This is a genomic window from Bacillus sp. PSXD-155 (assembly GCF_049310765.1).
Taxonomy (GTDB): domain Bacteria; phylum Bacillota; class Bacilli; order Bacillales; family Bacillaceae_G; genus Bacillus_A; species Bacillus_A cereus.
In genome coordinates this window covers 1-18,759 of record NZ_JBMOWC010000073.1, presented here as the reverse complement: position 1 = coordinate 18,759, position 18,759 = coordinate 1, and the positions used below count along the sequence as shown (strand labels likewise).

Here is an 18,759-nt window from a genome sequence, read left to right as displayed (position 1 = left end):
CAGTTTCTTAGTTCACCTGATAGAACGTATAAAGACTCATATCATCTTTTGATAATTTTTGGATGTTTTATTCTAAGTACATTCGACAACAATTGATTATTTTCTGAATTTTCTTGAAAAAGTTGTAAAATCATACTATTTTTTCTTCTATTTTGCTATGATAGTTACAATTAAATTGGAGTAGGATATTTCTATAAGATGGGGGCGTATATTATGAGTGTCTCAGTAAAAGGAAATGAGCAGTTAACCTCTCTATTGAACGACTGGTATCGATCTATGCTATCTCAACAAGTTATAAAAGCTACTAATCTAAAAAAGAAAATTGATGAAAAAATCAGCAAATTAAGTACTGAGCCAAATCAAGAACATCAAGATCAAAATTTGTTACTCTATTACTCACTACTTGAATTCCGTTACAATGTCTTAACAGATAGCCTTGGTATTCAACAAAATAGCTTTGATGCTATTAGTGACTATGATATGCCTACAGACCATTTTCTACGCTTCTATTATCACTTTTTTAAATCCATTCATTCCACTTTTATATCAAATTATACTGAGGCAGAGGAACATTATAAACTGGCAGAAAAGATATTAGTAGACATACCAGATGAAATTGAACACGCTGAATTCTACTATAGAATTGCTACTTTTTATCACCATACCTATAACATGCTTGCTTCTATCGAATACGCAAATAAATCGAGAGCAATCTTTTCAAAGTATGAAGGTTATGAAGTAAAAACAGCCTTTTGTAATAGTTTGCTAGGTGGCTGCTGCATCTATTTAAAACAGTACGAACAAGCAGAAGAATATCTACATTGTGCAATTGATTTACTACAAAAAAATAGGGAAGAAGATTCCTTGTTATACGTAAAAAATACTATGGGGTGGCTGTATTCTGATCAAAGTATGTCTACTTTAGCTATTCGTCACCTTTCAGAAGTAACAGAGAAAATCCCTACACACTTCAAGGCCATCTTCCTACAAGCTAAGGAACATTATAAGTTAGGAGAACAATCAACGGCCAGCCAACTCATTGATAAGGGACTACAGATTTGCAGAGAAATTCATAACGAAGAATACACACACCACTTCTCTATTTTAAAAAGATTAAACGAAAATATTCCATTGGAAGAATTAGAAAAAATCATTCAAGAAGGAATCTTATACTTTGAGGAAGAAGAATTATGGGAATATGTTGTCGAATACGCTGAATTATTTGCCACAAAATGTAGACAATTAGAGAACTACCAAAAGGTAAGTGACTATTTCCATATTTGTTATCAGGCAAGACAAAAATCAATCGCAAAAGGAGTGTTAAAATAATGAAAAAAATTAGCTTATTATTATCAGGCATTGCTTTTATTGGGGTATTAACAGTGGGAATTTTTCAGTTTTCTAAAACAGATCAGCTTGCTACTCATGGTCATTATCCTACTCCTTCATATAGTATTGGCGATTATGGTGGTGCACCACCACAAATTTAATGTAACTTTATTTAAAAACCCTCCAAATGGAGGGTTTTTAAATGGCTTTTCTGCCTGTTCAATACGCATAGAGAGTACATATTATACTTATTTACTATGCATTTCCACTCTGTAACAAGATTCTAGCATTCTCTCCTAGAATCTCAACTTAAATCTTAAATCCACCAATTAACTCTTGAAGTTCTTCTGCCATCTGTGCTAATTGTATTGCTGAAGAATTTATCTCTTCCATAGAAGCATGTTGTTCCTCAGATGAACCAGCTATCGTTTGCATACTTGAAGAATTCTCTTTTACAGCCATAGCTATTTGATCAATCGATGTATCGACTTTCATTGCATCAGTAGTCATTGTATTAGATAGCTCCACCATACCATGCACTTTTGACACTATATCATTTGCAGATTTTGAAATCTCATAAAAACTTTGTTTTGTATCGTTCGCAACTTTAATTCCCGACTGTACCTCTACTCCCACTTCATTCATAGCTTTTACAGTCTCATGTACGTCTGCTTGTATTTCCTTAATTAAGCTTCCAATTTCCATCGAAGATTCGGATGATTGCTCTGCTAGCTTCCTAACTTCATCTGCAACAATTGCAAACCCTCGCCCCTGTTCTCCTGCTCTAGCTGCTTCAATTGCTGCATTCAATGCTAATAAATTTGTTTGTTCCGCAATATTTTGAATCGCTTCTAATATACTTCCAATTTGTTGCGATTTCTTATCTAATAATTTTATTACATTATCGGATTGAGAAACAGAGTGATGGATAGACTGCATTTGTGCTACAGTTTGTTCTACTAATTGTTCACCTTCATTGGCTTTTTGTTTTGTGTATATGGATGAAGCCGATACTTCAGATGCATTCTCAGCTACATATTGAATATTTCGTGTTACCTCACCAATTAATTCAGCTCCAGACTCAATTTCATTATTTTGAACCTCTGCACTGTTCGAGATTTCTTCCATCTCTTTTGTAATTTGTTCTGTCGCAACACTTGCTTGCTCTACACTAGCAGTTAGTTCCTCAGAAGACGCAGCTACATGTCCTGCAGATGTGTTTATTTGAGAAATAATATTACGTAACGACTCTGCCATTGTATTGAAACTACCACCTAATTGACCAAGTTCATCCTTTGAACGAATATCTATTTTCTCGGTTAAATCTCCTTGACTAATTCTTTGAGCTGAAATGACTAATTGTCTTAGTGGAATAATTATAGATCTGAGTATGAATAGAATTACAATTCCACCTAACAATAATGAAGCCCCTATTATAGTGAGCGTTTTATAAAAAATAGGATTAGTAGCTTCTTCAATTTCTTTCGTAGGCATTACGCCGGCTATTTTCCAACCTGTTTTTATATTTGTCTTAAAGCTTATGTTTCGATCTTCACCATTGAGGCTATAAGTAATTACTCCATCTTCTGTCTTGTACAATTCATCCGCTAAAGTTTTCTCTAATTTCTCTCCAGGCTTTAGCGATGGATGAACAACTATAGTTTTATCTTGACTAACTATAGATACAAATCCTTGCTTTCCAATTTTTATCATTTTGGATGTTTTTACGATATCTGTAATATTCAAATCTACACCAATGACACCACTTTTATCTGCATTTTGCTTTGCAATTGCAATTACCATATTTCCTGTAGACTTTGATTTATAGGGAGATGAAACAATAATCTCTCCATTTGCTTTTACTGCATCCTTATACCAACTACTTTCTAACGGATTAAACCCTTCTGGTATTTTGCCAACAGGTGCATGAATAAATTGATTGTTACTGGATGCCGTATAAATCGTTTCTATCTCTGGATGTAACTGTATATATTGATCAAATTTACTCTGTACATTTTGCGATTGTTCAGGATTATAATCCCCTTGTGTGAGTACCTTTGCAAAATGAGTGACATCTGTATGCTTATTTTCTAATTCATCATCAACAATCTTATCTAAAATACTTATATTATCTTTTGCTGATTGTAGAATTGTTTCATTAAGATCTGTTTTTGCTTTATTATAAGATGATACTCCTACGATAAGGCTTGGTATAATTAATATTGCTATAAATGCCATAGACAACTTCGTTTTAAGCTTTATTTGTCCCAATCTTTCTTTTATATTAAACACTAGATACTTCTCCTTTTCATTTTTACTACTTATATAGTTTATTTAAATTTTTCTCCTTTATTTTTCCACATTCATTTATGGTACCATTCGAAATGAAACCACAATTACATCCTATCATCTGAATTTTAACGTTTAGTGATTTAAATTTCACAGGCAGAGTTTTATCTGTCCTCCTTTCGAATATGTTATTTTTCTAGATTCAGCAATTATTAGACTACGAATTATTCCAAATAAACTGGATGCAACATATACTTCATTTAAAAAATAATTATTGGATTTGTTTGGATAAAAATCTAGTTTAGCGCTAATCCAATCGGATGAAATTCTTACTATAATACATTCACTAAACATAACTAAGTAAATTTATTTCTTTTAATACTTATATTTAACTGCCTTTTAACCATTCTAACTGTATTACTTCATCGTTTTATCTATTCATTACAACCACTTTCGTTTTATTGAATCAATAAATCATAAATTCTAAATAGGAGAATAAAATAAATCAGAGAATTACATTGTAACATGTATATATAAGTTTTTAATATTAAAGTTTAAAAACTTTACTATTTTTCATATGCAATATTACATGTGAAAAGCCATAATTTTTTTGTTATACTATGCATGTGGATTTTCCATCCAAAAATCCACCCAAACGCATATTTATGTATATGCCACCCTAATTGATGAAAGTGAGAAGAATGTTTATCATTTTTCTCACTTTTTTATTTAGGCTCTGTTAATATTTATTATTGATAAAGAGTATTAAATAAGGGAAGACACCTTAGAGTTGGTGCTTCCCTTATTTGTTGATTATTCAAATCTAAAATAGGTATTTTCTAAACCTATTCTTTGCTTTAATGTTCTGCCCAAAGCATAATTATTTGGTAATTCTTTTTCAATGACACAAATAATATAACCTGCTTTTCCTGTTGTTAAATTAGTTAATTGTAAGTAGTTATTGTTGTCGTAGATATAAGAAATAATATATTCATAGAAATTATTTTCTTTGTCTTCTCTATTCATATCAACATTGTACAACCTAACTCTTGCTCCTACCCAAATTTCCTCATCATCATCAACATTACTTAAAGGCATCCATTTCGAGTTATCCAATATTTCACCCTTTTCTTAATTCATTCGTTTATACACGAATGTTGCTAGACACAAACTATCATAAGCATCCGTCATTTCATTGATTAGACGACCACCGACAGAGAAAAAAGACTCAACATAGCTTTTTACCCATTGAAACACTTGCTCTTTTAGTTATTTTTACATTTTGAATCTACGAAAATGAATTCCCTTATAAAAACTCTAACAGAGAATCTCCCTTCCAAATTTCACCTAGGGAATTATTTGTTTTCCAAAAAACCTACCAACATCTTTATCAACTCATTTTAGAATATTTAAACAATAATTCCATATACATTACCTGCATAAATTATTCATTTTCTTTTATATAAGACCTACCTTTTTACTTTTGATAGATTATTAGACATTGGATTATTATACATAAATCCCAAAAACATGCGGTATTTTGTAGAATTTTGTCTATCAATATGTATGTACACCCTTTTGTAGTAGATATAGACTGTGAGGTGTAAGGAGATACCTTACAAAATAATAAAAAGGAGATTATAGAATGAGTAGATTAACAAAATTCTCAAAGTTAGTATTTGCAACTTTAATCGCGGGAAGTAGTCTAAGCACCTTTGTTTCGTCACACAGTGTACAAGCTGACACCTTAGATCCTAATTACCAAGACAATGTAAAATTCATACCACCTTCTAGTGCTAGGCCAAAATTGGAACAAAAAAACACTATTGTTCCAGAAGCAAAAGTTGTTAAAAACCATTATGTAAAGTACTCTAAAGCACATTTCCAAACTAAAGAAAGTATACCAAAAGAGATTTATTATTCTTCAGAAGGCTTTAAGGGCTATATACAGGCAAGTACCGTTTGGGATATGGGAGATCATTTCGCAACACTATATTCCGGAACCGTTATTCGATGTTAGACTTTTAATCCATTCTCCCCTAATGCTTAAAATGATTAATAACTCACTGCCAATACTGTAATATCTATTGTTCATAAAATAAACCACAAAATCTTTCGATTTCATGGTTTATCAAATATAAAGATAATGCTAAACGAATACTCTAACATTACCTTCCCCAAAGTTAATTATAGAGTATTTTCAAAAAAAAGACACTCTTGTAGTGTCTTTTTTATAGTATTTTAAAAAGAATTCCACCTACTAACACCTTTTTGTTGCGCCTATTCGTTTATTTCAATATGATACTTTTCCATCTCGTATATGCAATAGACAATGATAGCTAAACTCCAACTGACACTATAATAATTATGTGTGTAGAAGTCATAGCCCGCTTTAATACCTTTCTCTATTACAACTAATGTAAATCCTAAAGCCACCCATCTGTTAATTTTCATCTTTATAAACGTTAAAGAGATAATTATTAAAAATAAAATATTTGTAAGATGATTTATCATTAGCTCATATTTTTGAATGTATACTGCCATTATACAAGCAACGATATTAGTCGCAATGCCAAAGGCAATCACCGCTCCCCAAACCCTGTCCGAAAGTCCCACTCCTGAGTCAGTCCCTTCCTAAACAAATATCCCTTTCTTTAATTCGTTCCTACACCATATTCAAGATATGCTAAATTATCCTTGTCTGATGAATATCTATTTATCTTTTCATATAGAGCAAACAAAATTTCTACTCATAATTTTTTCTTTATTAGACAAACTATGTCTAAGCCGTTTGAACTAGCGGCTTCACTCTTCTGGTAATGGGATAGCACAATTTATTGAATTGACTAACTCATTCAACCCACTGGCACCGGCAGGCAACAAAATAGTTGTCTGCCATTTTCATGTATACTTTTTCTAATTTCATTTCAAACCAAGTGTGTGCTGTACTGATTTCAAAAGGACAGAATTTCATTTTTTAAAATGTAAAAAAGATAAGGTCCTGTCTACTTTTGGTATAGGACTTTTTCTTTTCACACATACTATTTTTGAACCTGTTTACCAATACGTGTCCTAATAGTATCTTGAATTCCTCCTAAAAAGGGCTGCAGATACGACTGCATGCCCTTTTATTTACGTTGCTTCTCTATATTGAATAAAATAATTAAAAACTAAAAATGTAATATTACATATTTTTTCTGTTCAGATTATGTTAGGATTTACTTCATAGTCGAATTATGGTTTCCTATCTAATTCAGCAATATGTGAACTGTTTACCTAAAGAAAAGGCATCCAAAAGGTGTCTTTTCTTCTTTTAATCTAAAAAACATTTTGCCTTTTCAGTAAGATCCAATTATCCCTCTAATCTAAACCTCATATTTAATCACGGTACTCAAGAGTTTCCATCTATTTCAATATGCCCTATAGTTTAATTTCAAATCAAATTTCTAGCACTATATTTGCTTTCTTACAGATTTTCTGACTTGTTCTTAATTCTATCAAAATCCTCATGTAGCTATACAAAGAATATATGCTATTATGATTTTAAGAAACTATGCCTTCCCTTAACCCTGTATCCGGCCCTGTATTTATTACAGGGTCTTTGTTTATTTTATTTAATACACATTCAATTTCAGTTAAAATTGTTTAAATGTTAATTAATTTTTGAAATGATATAACTATAAGCTCTTTTAGCAAATAAAATATAATATTAGACATATTTAACCAACTTGGGGCTATTATTAATTTTCTAAATATGCACTTCATTAACACTATACAAATAGTGTTAACTATCTTAATTGAATATTAGTAATAGTAAGTATAAATATTATCAATTTACTATATATTACATTTATGTAAAAATAGACGTATGTTAAGCTTATTCAAAATCTTTCCCCTAATAAAGATTTGAAGTAGCATTTCATGATTCTCCTTACTGTTAATATGCCTTGAAAAAGAACCCTATAGGGTTCTTTTTCTTTTCATTATAACCTCAGTAAGTCCTTATTTAACATATAAAAAGGACTGCTAATTACTTGCAGCCCTTTTACACGTTAATATACGCTTGTATTAAATACTTAACACTTTATTGTATTAAGCGTTTATACAAACTAAACATGCCATTATCATTTAAATATATAGCACTTCAAAGTTTAGAAGTATACAATAACAAATCTTTCCCAGCTTCCAGCTACATAACTAGTAGCTGTTAATTCTCTACCACCATTTGCTGATATATATCTACCATTACTTAGTGCTTGTAATACATATATCCTATTGTCTCCACCATTATATAAGATAAACTTTTCCCATGCCCCAATTGATGTACGATCTGCTACTACTCTACCATTTGGCTCAAACGAAACATACTTCCCATTACTTTTAGCTTTTAAAGCGTACGTATATAATTCCCCAGTCGGAATTAATTCGAATTTCTCCCATTCATTAACTGCATTACGATTTGCTATTACATTTCCAAAAGGCTCAGCAGAAACATATTGTAAATTTGCTGCCTGGATAGCAACTGTCCAACTTCCATTAAATAAATTTACGCCTTTTAGTGAAACTGCTTTTGATAGATTGGCTGCCGATACATCATTCGATGGTGTAATCATCAATATCATTAAAACCATCGACAACACCATTAAAACTAACCTTTTTGAGATTGTATTACCACTTGCACGTGTTATGAAACTTTTCATTCTCATTCCTCCCTTAATATACACAGAACTCATATATATCATACTAAATATGTAAAATATTGTAATACCAGAGAGGATTTATCAATAAATACCTTACTATTCTGTTTCTTTTTTCTCAAATCTATAACACTTAAACATTTATCAATTCTCAAGCACATTTTTAAAATTCCCCCCCTGATAAACAAATGTAGCAGTTGATGGCAAGGAGAGTATATACAAAAGAGAGAGTATTTTCATTTCACTTTTCTTTAAATAAAAGCCAAATAGCCGTTCATAATGAACGACTATTTGCATCTAACTAATAATTAGAAAGTTCTTCATGTTAATCTATTTTGTTTAATCCCGTTGAAGTAACTTGATAGGTTCTTTTTTTGCCTATATATTCTTGTTTATTATTCTCAAGGTTAATAAGTGTAGCGCGTGTCTTTTCCTTTACTGCTTCCCCTTCTATATGGGTAATCTCAATGTAATCTCCCGCTTTTACGGGCACCTTTTGGATTTCAGCAGTTTGTTGTCTATTTCCCACTATTTCCTTATTGTACAAAACACTACCGGTTGAATTCTTTACTGTAATACTTGCATACGTATTATTAAAGTAAGAATGTGGCACGCCCGCTTCTAAATTCACCTGCATTTTCTCTGTTGTCTTATTATAATCTACTTTTGCGATTTCTCTATCACTATATCCTTTTAAAGACCACCCAAAATGATTTCCATCTAAAACCGTTGTTTCTGGCATTTTTTCTACTTTCTTCAAGCCTTCTTTTGTAACTTCGTACATGACTTTTTTTCCAAAGCTCTCTTGTTTACTATTATCTACATTTGTAAGAGTAGCTCTATGCACACCTTCCAGATGTGTTAACTCTATATAGTCTCCTACCTTGACCGAAACTTTTTGCGATTCAGCATTTTGCTGTTTGTTTCCATAAATCTCTTTGCTATAGACCACTTTACCTGATGTGTTTTGCACTTTAATACTTGCATATGTACTATCAAAGTAGTCATGTGGTACACCTGCTTTTAGATCAATTTGCATTTCTTCTGTTGATTTATTTAAATTTACTTTCGCAAATTCAAAATCTCCAATCCCTTTCAGCGACCATGCAAATTCATTACCTTCAAAAATGTTTGGAGATTCATTTTTGATTTGTACCTTTTTCTCAACAGTTTGATCAAATATATCCGTTAATACAATTTTTGCATAAGCATTTGTTGGTAATGATATAGATTGACTGATTCCATTTTGATAAGATTTAATATCATTAATTACGTTAATAGGTTGGCCCGTCATATTTTCATTGTTATAAATTTCAATTTTCCCCTTAAATTGCGGTGTACTATTTTCTTTTAGTTTCCAAGATACATTTAATTTTTCGTTTTCATAATATATAGATTGGATATCAAAATCTAGTTTTCCTATTTCAGGTTGAGTAGGTTGATTTAGCGTGAATATTTTTCCTGACCCAATAGTAGACTGCGTATTACCTCCTGCTTTGATCCATACATATTCTGAAGTAGATCCTCCATCATATTGATAAGTATTATCATGCGTTCCAGAAATACTTTGATTATTCCAAGAACTCCATTGTTTATCAACTAATTTTCGGCTATAACCATTTTTTAGACGCGCTTCTCGAACATTCTGTCCACTATCAGCCCAGTCTTCTTGAAACATTCCTAATCCATGATTAAATGCAACATTAGCAACCGGAAAGTCCATAATTGCAATTTGATGCCATTTATTCTTTGTTACATCTTTCATCCATTGTCCAAATTTAGTATGACCATTTTCTTGCCATGAACGCATTGTCATTGTGTACCAATTGTAGTCTTTCCAACCATAAGTTGTTTGAACCTTCATTCCTGTTCCTTCTCCTCCAAAGGGTCCAGCTTGCGAATTCGGAGATAAGTATTCGGCCTTTATTGCTTCTTTAGAGGAAATTGGATCCCATAAGGCAAAATGTAAAGTACGTTTTCCATTTTCATCAAACCCACTTTGTTGCTGAAAACCAGCATATCCTCCAGCTTCACCACCTGCATTCCAGTTGTGTACAGCCCAGTACGTATAAGGTGGTGTCTGAACTGGTGACCAGTCTATACTAATAATATCTGAGGCAGGTATATTTTGGGGACTCACATAAACTGCTGGAGCAGCTGAATGTGTTGCAGCTTTAGTGTGCGAAATAGACGTTCCAAACATAGAAAACATGCTACATGCTGTGGTCATTATAATAACTTTATTAAATCTTTTCTTCGTTTTCTGACTAATCACTAATCTACATCCTTTTCTAATTTTTATTATTGAATAATAACTTAGTAGAGAAATCTATCAAAATTCAAGCAACATCCAGTAAATCTTTAAAATACTGCCCCAATTTTATGTTGTTCTATCTTCACATCTGATTCTTACATGTTATTTGATTGTAAGTGGTTTCCATAAAGATAACGCAAATATCCAATTCGGGTCACCATTTCCTTGATGATTTTGAACCGCTTCATACACTGTCCCTTGATGTTCTACTTTATCGCCCTTTGTATATGCCTTTTTTGGATCCCATTTTTCATAAGATACATTTTGATCTTTGGTTCTTACCGGAAGAATTTCACTTTGAATTGATGTATTTCCAGCTGTATCTACAGCCTTCACTGCATATTTATATTCCTTATTAGCTGTTAAGTTTTGATCAATAAATGTCGTTCCTTGTACGGTTTGAATCAATTGTCCATCACGTAATACTTGATATTCTTTTACACCTATATTATCTGTAGAAGGATTCCATTTTAGCTCTACACTGCTAGAAGTAAGGTTGCTTGCATATAATCCTTGTGGCTGTGTGGGAGCTTCTGTATCTGGTTTCGGATTAACAATTTGATTTACTTTTTTCAGGCCATTCTTTGTAACTTCATACATTACTTTTTTATCAAGGCTTTCACGTTTATTATTATCTAAATTTATTAATGTTGCCCTCTCTCCGCCTTCTAAATGTGTAAACTCAATAAAATCGCCGGTCTTTACTGAAACTTTTTGTTTTCCAGCATTTTGCTGTTTATTCCCATAAAACTCATTGTTATATACTACTTTACCTGATGTGTTTTGCACTTTAATACTTGCATATGTACTATCAAAGTAGTTATGTGGTACACCTGCTTTTAGATCAATTTGCATTTCTTCTGTTGATTTATTTAAATTTACTTTTGCGAATTCAAAATCTCCAATCCCTTTCAGCGACCATGCAAACTGGTTTCCTTCTAAAATATTATTTACATTAGGCATATCTGGTTTAATTGGATTAGAATCCGTCCCCTTCCAAATCTCTGCTGTTAAAACTGGATATCCTAATGCAGCTACTTTTTGAATGGTATCGTTATTTGGACGTAATCCCCACTTCTCAAAGAAAGGAATCAAATTTTGTTTGGCTACTTTTGATGCTGAAATCATAAATAATTGTTTTTTATTTTCATCAGTTTGTGGAAGTTCACTTGAAGGCATGTCTCTATACAATTGATGCAATTTAGGATAGAAATCCTCTCCATACGCTAACTGTAGTTGCCAAAGCATAACAAGCTTTACAAAAACATCGCTAATTTCATCATAATTTTTATTCACTTGCTCTAGATATTGAAATGCTTTTGGATAAATTCCACTTTTCTCTAAGTTGGATGGTTGATTAAATGCTTTTTCTACAGAAAGGCTGTATATATTATTTTGTACTTCTGTCATATTATAAAACTTCCAGGGCGATTGTTGTCTCAAATGTCCTGCCTCATGCCAAGGGCCCCAGCCATCTGTTATGAATTTATTAATATCTAACACGTATTGGATAGCATCTCCTACATATGCTGTTCGATAAGAAGTTGCATACATATAATAATCAGGAGAATGATTTTCTTCTACGTAATGAACATAATGTTTATCTACTTGTTCTTCAGATAATCCAGCTACTTTGTCTTGAATTCGAGTAGCTTCATCCATCTTTTTTAAGAGTTGTACAGGATCTGTATTAGAACCCAACAAATATTTCTTAACACGTGCAGGGCTGGCCGTAATTAATACACGTTCGCCTTTTAACTCCACTGCATGTGCATTTGGATATTGGTCCAGCATGTTAATTAAATCTTGTTTCGTATGCTTTCCTAGTTCAAAGAAAGGCGTAGTCGTTCCGCCTGTTGTAATTGTTGTTCGAATGGTACCACCTTGTTGTTTATTATAAAAATAAATCATCCCCCCATTTGGAGATTGGATTGTGTTTATACCAGGTTTTAATGTAAATGATTTTATCTTAGAATCTTCTCTCCAAGAAGCATCATACGAATACGTTCCAATATATACCTGAATATCTTGATTACCTTCTACATTAATCGTTATTGGTTCATTTGGCTTTGCATATAAACCAGTTGGTTCATATGGACTAAATGCCATACTTTTTCTTTCCTGTTGTTTTAGTACCTCAACATCCCCTTTTCCTTGGACTGCAAATATTCTATTTTCTGATTTAACTGTTTTTTCACTTTGCGGTGATGTCGATAAATTTTTTTGCTGCTCCTTTTGCTCAGCAAAAACATCTGATGAAGAAATCATTCCAGTCGCAAGCATAGTAACTGTAGCAGTAGCTGCAAGTATTTTTCTAGTTTTGTGTTTTGAATTATTCCCCATATTATCTCCCTCATTTTTCCTTAATACTTTTAAGGATTTTTTTATTTTCTTCTTCATGTTTTTACAATCTAAACTATTCATACTATTTAAGTTGTGTCTATTACTCTATATTTTTTCATAAATATCTCCTTTTCTTTATTTATTATTGTATATAAATGTTATTTGATGACACATTAAATAACAACTTTACGATAAACTCATCGATAACAGCTTATTATGTTTTGATTCTGTATTCTAAACTTCCATCCGATTGGAGAAATATACCCAATTGGAGAAATAAGTAAATACTTTTCAACATTTAAGGGTTGGAATCTCACGAAAAATTCATAAAACTTTTTCACTTTAAAGATTCATACAATTGCAACGACATTTGTTTAAAACTCCACCTTTTTAAAATAAAAAGCATCTAATTCTATTTGAATTAGATGCTTACTTTTAGTCCTTAGGACAAATATTCTAAACTATTTATGTGCTTGTAAATCGTTTTTTATTACTTCCCAGAGTGAATTATCTTGAGGCATCGGTTTACCCTCTTCATCCCATTTTATTTTTCCGGTTCCCAATTCATAATTCATCCCTGTCCATGTGTCTTCACGGAATGCATAGAATGATTTATGCCAACCTTTTTGGTTGAAGATAGAAATAAGATCTTGCATGTATTGGGTAGCTCCTGGAACAGTACGGTTAATTCCAAACTCCTCTGCAATAATTCGATTAGATGATACATGATTTTTCTTAGACCATTGTTGGATTGGCTTCAAAAATTTCTCTAATCCCTGCTTATTCCACATTACAGGTTTCTTTAAATCTCCTACTTTTACTAATCCTGGATATTGATACTCCTTGTTTTGTTTTTCACCTTGACTCGTTAATTCATATGGTTCATACATATGAAATGCATATAGTGTTTTTTTATCATTTACTGGTTTTAAATATTTAAAGGCCCATGGAGTAGCATATAAACCTGAATCTAAAATAATCGGTGTTTCCTGGTCTACTTCACGAATGGAATTGATCACTTTTTGATACAATCTGTTTAAATCCGCTGTCGTTCCCTTCACTTTTGCATACCATTTCTCATAATCTTCCGTCCAAAAATCATTATATCTATTATTTTTAGCTGTTTCTGGATGTGGTTCATTTATAATATTATAACCAACCACCGCAGGGTGATCTTTTAATTCCAGAGCAAGATCCTTCCAAAATTGACTTGCTTGTTCTTGATACTTCTCTTCTCCCCATATTCTGTCGTCATTCTTATTATTATTAAATTGGCGCCATCGATCACCAGGTAAGGATAACATTGTAAGAACGACTTTCATTCCTTGTGATTGTGCGGCATCTAAATCCGCCTTTAATTTTTCTAGATCTTCCTTTACTAATCCCCGATAGTTATCTGCATTACCTATCAGAAAATCCTTTCCAGAAGTATCTGGTTTATCCTCAAATGGAAAATCTTTATCTTTTGCCCATTTATCAGGTGCTAAACGTACATATTCAATATTAGCTTCTTTTGCACTTTTATAGTTTTCAGGTAATGACGTACTATTCATGAAATTAGTACCCTTTCTTTTCGAATCCCAAAAACTAATTTTTGAATCGCCCTTGTGGTATGTATCAGCTCTTACATTCATTTCCTGTACTCCAAAACTCATCATGCCTAATAACGCAACAATTGGCAAAACTTTTTTCACAACTTTTCCTTCTTTCTCTTTATATTTAACACACATAACATACCTTTGTTTTGTTACAGGAATATGGCAATTTTCCAAAAATACCTTTTAAATTTATACATTGGTAGTTCATTCATAAAAAAAGAAAGAGATAATTAGAACGTTGCTTCATTTTAAAAGAAACAAAAAAGGAATCCTTTACGGATTCCTTTTTGCAATGCACTCTTTTTCAAATGGTACATTTTGCACCTACTTTTAGTATAACTTATAATTCCTATAAAATAAATAAGATTAACTGAAATTTACTTCAAATTGTGATAAAAAACATAATTAAGAAGCGCAGATAACTAAATATCATCCCTTTTATTAAATAAAAAAGATTAAATAATTCCCCCTCCAAACTAGGACCCCTTTACACTTTTTACAAATATTGTTATAATTAGATAAACTAAAGCATTATCCCATTAACAAAGGGACTCCATAATTGGAGTCCTTTTGTTAATTAGCTATTAAAAATGATAGCATGTGATTATTGTATAATTTCTTCCTTTTTTAGATCTGCATATTCTTCTACGAAATCCCATAAACCTTGCTTTTCGAAGTAAGAAACACTTTTTTCACTTCTTCTAAGAGTTTAATTGCTTCATATTCATTAAGAGAATGTAAAATATTGAAATGATATACATACTCTTCATTTCCTAATTCCATACAAACTGCTAATCCTTTTTCAAATTGCTTTAAGAATATACAAGCTGTCCCTAATGCGTTTTCACAAGAAGCAATTTTCACCTCATATCCCATTAGCCCAAAATACACGGAATATAGATACTTATTTTACTTTCAAAGGCTGAAACCTTGCTGCATAACTACTGAAAATAAACATAAGAAAGACGTTCAAATCCATATGGATAGAACGTCTTTTCACTTTACTTTATACAGATACTGATTTTTCACTTATTCATTTTGCATTGTACTTAAAAAATCGATAAATTCATCTTCATTTACAGGTTTACTGTAGTAATAGCCCTGAATTAGATAACATCCATTACGTTGTAACACTGTTAATTGTTCCTTCGTTTCCACCCCTTCTGCTATCACTTTCATGTTTAAAGTATGAGCAAGTGAAATAATGGTTTGTATAATTTCATCTCCATCAGTAGAAGTTCCGATCCTATTAACAAATTCTCTTGGAATTTTCAAAGTATCAATTGGATAAAGAGGCAGATACGCTAGTGAAGAATAACCTGTACCAAAATCGTCAATTGATAAATGTACACCATATGATTTTAATACTTTTAACTTCGATAAGGTTTCTTTTTCATCTACCATTGCTATTCGCTCTGTTAATTCCAAATCAATTGAATTAGCAGGTACTCCTATCTCTTCTATGGTAGATATCATTGTTTGAACAAAATCTTTCTGTTCAAACTCTATAGCTGATAAATTTATCCCCATCTTTAGATTTGAATAGCCCGCAGAATGCCATTCTTTCAGTTGTCGACACGCTTTCTGTAACGTCCACTTCCCAATTGAAATAATCTGCGCCGTTTCTTCTGCGATAGGTATAAACTCAAAAGGAGAAATCAGCCCAAGCTCTGGATGTTGCCAGCGTATTAAAGCCTCTGCACCAATAACCTTACCTGCCTTACTATCAATTTGTGGTTGATACAATAAAAATAACTCATTATTTTCAATTGCATTTGGTAAATCCTGTTCTAATCGTAATCGACGAGTTACTTTTTGTGATAATGTCTCGTCATACATACAAACAGCATTGTTACCTTTTTCCTTTGCGCTATACATAGCGATATCAGCGTGTTGTAAAAGTGTAGTAGTATTTATTCCTCCAAATGGATACACTGCTATTCCTATACTAAGAGATAAGTAAAAACTATGCTGATTTACTACAAATGGTTCTTCAGTTATACGAAATAGAGTTTTACACAAATCCAATAGCTGTTGCTCTGTTTGGTTATGGACAATGATTGCAAACTCATCTCCACCTATTCTTGCTAGAGGAATAGTCGGTGACAGACATGTCCTAAAACGTTTGGCAACTTCTTTTAAAACTCTGTCACCAATCGAATGACCCAATGTATCATTAATGGTCTTAAAGCGATTTAAATCAATATACAGGAGCCCGAACTTATCCTGTGTTTTTTGTGCACGCTTAATGGATCTATCTAATTCTTGTTGGAAGAATATACGATTTCCAATCTCCGTCACCGTATCATGGAACGCAAGATAATTTATCTCATCCTGTTGTTGTTTCATCCTCGTTATGTCTTTTACCATTACATAACTCCCAAAGGTTTGTCCTTCTATCATAATAGGAACTATAGTGACATACCAAAAGAGAATATCCTTCTCATTGTTATTTTTCACACGTAACTGTAACGAAGATGAACTACATCGTTTCCCTTTCTTTATAGCCGATTCCAATTCAGATTTATCTTCATCTAAAAAAATAGAGAAGCACTCTTTCCCTATTAATGCAGCACTTTCTTTTCCTAATAACATACTTCCAGCCTGGTTTATATTTAATACGATACCATTTGAATCAATCGTTAAAATAGGATCTGGATGATACTCATATAAAGACTTAAATCTCTCTTGATTTTTTACCAAATCATTAGATTTGTTTATTAAATCCCTTGTTCTTTGAGATACTGTTTGTTCTAATTGATTATTAAACACTTTTAAGGTCTCGGTTAAATCTTTGTTTTGCATTCGTACAATTGTATGACGAATCAGTACAAATACAAAAGCAATACAATTTCCCGTAATCAATGTAGCTGAAGAAGTTTGTTCTTTCAAAGTAAAGCCAATTAAGACTGCAACTGCAAGATAAGGAAATATGACAAGAAGTTCCCTTCCAAATTTCGGGTTGACAATAAAATAATTTCTTTTAGAAGAAGTATTCTTTGGGATTGTAGCAGCAATAGCGATAAATAATAGGAAAACTCTATACAAACACCTTAATAATATAACTGAACGATCTGACAAATCATCTTGTAAGTAAAAATATAAGTAGTCCGTAATAGCCAATCCAGTTAATACTAAGATAAAAATAAACAATTTACTTTTTGCATTGAAAATAGCAGGTCGAAAGATTAGTGTAACTCCAAGTAATAGAAGCAATAAATCTATAATCGGAAAAATAAATGAAAGAAAAACATCTCCAATTGAAAAGAATAAGATATTTGCGGAAGGTTTATTAAATAGGTACCACTCTAATGTAAAAATAGCAGTAACAACAATGCATAAATCACAAAGTAAATACGCTCTCTCCCATTTGTTACATTCCATCATAATTTTATAAAAAAACGCAAAGAGAAAGAAAAATAAGAAAAACAACAAAAATATATCAGAGATATTAAAATTTTGTATTGGTAATTCTACATTAAGTACTTGAAAAGCAGATATGAAATTTCCTATCAGGAAACACCCTATCGCAATAATTATGCAAATCCAGAATACTCCTAACTTAATTTTTCTGGATAATATAGAATACAGTAATGAGATAAATACAGTAGTTTCAACGACTAAAGATGATAGCCGGATATTAAAATCTGATACGAAATAATGATTCGGAAGAACAAATAAAAATATACAGCAAAAGCTTATATAAGCTATTAAAGCCAATATCAATACATAAAATTGCACATATGCATATTTACGCAATGGACTCACCTTCTTGAGTTTTTTCTATACTTTTATTTAGAAATGTCTTGATAGTGGCACAACTCCTACTAATTAAAATGTGTGCTACCTATTATCCATATTATGACCTTTTTAAAAGATTTTTCTCTACATACAACAGTCTTATTAACTTTTTGTAGATGTTTACAATTTTCAATACTGAGAATTCGAAATAGGATACATTGAAAAATGTAATTTTTTCAAGCATTTTTGCACCGTAAATTTGGATGGCACAACTTATCTACTCTTTAAATATGAGATAAAATCTAATCCTTTATTGAATTATAGTTAGTTGCTAACTGTCACACTTAAAAAGGAATGAAAATATACTATCTTTAACATAGAAATTCGAATTAGTTTTCGAAACTAACTGTAACAATTATAGTTACAACTTAGGTTGATGTCAATTTCA

The 18,759-nt window shown here is 31.8% G+C and carries 11 protein-coding genes and 1 pseudogene; 3 read left to right on the top strand and 9 right to left on the bottom strand.

The window, feature by feature from the left end:
- Nucleotides 1-213: 213 nt before the first annotated feature.
- Both ACO6VI_RS30655 and ACO6VI_RS30650 read left to right on the top strand, forming a co-directional pair.
- The gene (locus ACO6VI_RS30655) at nt 214-1,329 is read left to right on the top strand and encodes a tetratricopeptide repeat protein (RefSeq protein WP_161520206.1); all 1,116 of its coding nucleotides are present in this window, start codon (nt 214-216) and stop codon (nt 1,327-1,329) included.
- On the top strand, nt 1,329-1,490 hold the full coding sequence (locus ACO6VI_RS30650; RefSeq protein WP_202626573.1) for a hypothetical protein: 162 nt from the start codon (nt 1,329-1,331) through the stop codon (nt 1,488-1,490). The genes ACO6VI_RS30655 and ACO6VI_RS30650 overlap by 1 nt, the downstream gene beginning before the upstream one ends.
- Before the next feature lie 148 nt (nt 1,491-1,638).
- On the opposite strand, the gene ACO6VI_RS30645 is transcribed toward ACO6VI_RS30650, so the two are convergent.
- Complete coding sequence (locus ACO6VI_RS30645) at nt 1,639-3,621, bottom strand: methyl-accepting chemotaxis protein (protein WP_161520205.1); 1,983 nt, start codon at nt 3,619-3,621, stop codon at nt 1,639-1,641.
- Nucleotides 3,622-4,431: 810 nt separating this feature from the next.
- Nucleotides 4,432-4,716 carry a hypothetical protein gene (locus ACO6VI_RS30640; RefSeq protein ID WP_161520236.1) on the bottom strand — a complete coding sequence of 95 codons (285 nt, stop codon included), beginning with the start codon at nt 4,714-4,716 and terminating at the stop codon, nt 4,432-4,434.
- 547 nt (nt 4,717-5,263) lie between these two features.
- Here ACO6VI_RS30640 and ACO6VI_RS30635 point away from each other — a divergent pair.
- Entirely contained in the window at nt 5,264-5,638 is a 375-nt protein-coding gene (locus tag ACO6VI_RS30635; RefSeq protein ID WP_000088960.1) for a hypothetical protein, read from the top strand.
- A 260-nt stretch (nt 5,639-5,898) separates the two neighbouring features.
- Here the strand turns inward: ACO6VI_RS30635 and ACO6VI_RS30630 are convergent, their stop codons facing one another.
- From ACO6VI_RS30630 to ACO6VI_RS30600, 7 genes and pseudogenes are all read right to left on the bottom strand, one after another.
- Complete coding sequence (locus ACO6VI_RS30630) at nt 5,899-6,234, bottom strand: hypothetical protein (protein ID WP_000524431.1); 336 nt, start codon at nt 6,232-6,234, stop codon at nt 5,899-5,901.
- Between the two features lie 1,535 nt (nt 6,235-7,769).
- A complete protein-coding gene (locus ACO6VI_RS30625) occupies nt 7,770-8,318 on the bottom strand; it encodes a fascin domain-containing protein (protein ID WP_161520204.1) in 549 nt (182 codons plus the stop codon).
- Between the two features lie 325 nt (nt 8,319-8,643).
- Nucleotides 8,644-10,590, bottom strand: a pseudogene (locus ACO6VI_RS30620) (putative mucin/carbohydrate-binding domain-containing protein); the annotation flags it as partial.
- A 141-nt stretch (nt 10,591-10,731) separates the two neighbouring features.
- Nucleotides 10,732-12,972: a M60 family metallopeptidase gene (locus tag ACO6VI_RS30615; RefSeq protein WP_161520202.1), complete on the bottom strand. Its 2,241-nt coding sequence runs from the start codon at nt 12,970-12,972 to the stop codon at nt 10,732-10,734.
- 461 nt (nt 12,973-13,433) lie between these two features.
- The gene (locus ACO6VI_RS30610) at nt 13,434-14,702 is read right to left on the bottom strand and encodes a glycoside hydrolase family 5 protein (RefSeq protein ID WP_161520201.1); all 1,269 of its coding nucleotides are present in this window, start codon (nt 14,700-14,702) and stop codon (nt 13,434-13,436) included.
- A gap of 513 nt (nt 14,703-15,215) precedes the next feature.
- On the bottom strand, nt 15,216-15,446 hold the full coding sequence (locus ACO6VI_RS30605) for a hypothetical protein (protein WP_029948057.1): 231 nt from the start codon (nt 15,444-15,446) through the stop codon (nt 15,216-15,218).
- Nucleotides 15,447-15,599: 153 nt separating this feature from the next.
- Complete coding sequence (locus ACO6VI_RS30600) at nt 15,600-18,329, bottom strand: sensor domain-containing protein (RefSeq protein ID WP_161520200.1); 2,730 nt, start codon at nt 18,327-18,329, stop codon at nt 15,600-15,602.
- Nucleotides 18,330-18,759: the final 430 nt, after the last annotated feature.

Bases quoted from the DNA above. Each gene is read 5' to 3' on its own strand.
- ACO6VI_RS30655 (WP_161520206.1), top strand. From the start codon at position 214: ATGAGTGTCTCAGTAAAAGGAAATGAGCAGTTAACCTCTCTATTGAAC.
- ACO6VI_RS30650 (WP_202626573.1), top strand. From the start codon at position 1,329: ATGAAAAAAATTAGCTTATTATTATCAGGCATTGCTTTTATTGGGGTA.
- ACO6VI_RS30640 (WP_161520236.1), bottom strand. From the start codon at position 4,716: ATGCCTTTAAGTAATGTTGATGATGATGAGGAAATTTGGGTAGGAGCA.
- ACO6VI_RS30635 (WP_000088960.1), top strand. From the start codon at position 5,264: ATGAGTAGATTAACAAAATTCTCAAAGTTAGTATTTGCAACTTTAATC.
- ACO6VI_RS30625 (WP_161520204.1), bottom strand. From the start codon at position 8,318: ATGAAAAGTTTCATAACACGTGCAAGTGGTAATACAATCTCAAAAAGG.
- ACO6VI_RS30615 (WP_161520202.1), bottom strand. From the start codon at position 12,972: ATGGGGAATAATTCAAAACACAAAACTAGAAAAATACTTGCAGCTACT.
- ACO6VI_RS30610 (WP_161520201.1), bottom strand. From the start codon at position 14,702: ATGTGTGTTAAATATAAAGAGAAAGAAGGAAAAGTTGTGAAAAAAGTT.
- ACO6VI_RS30605 (WP_029948057.1), bottom strand. From the start codon at position 15,446: ATGGGATATGAGGTGAAAATTGCTTCTTGTGAAAACGCATTAGGGACA.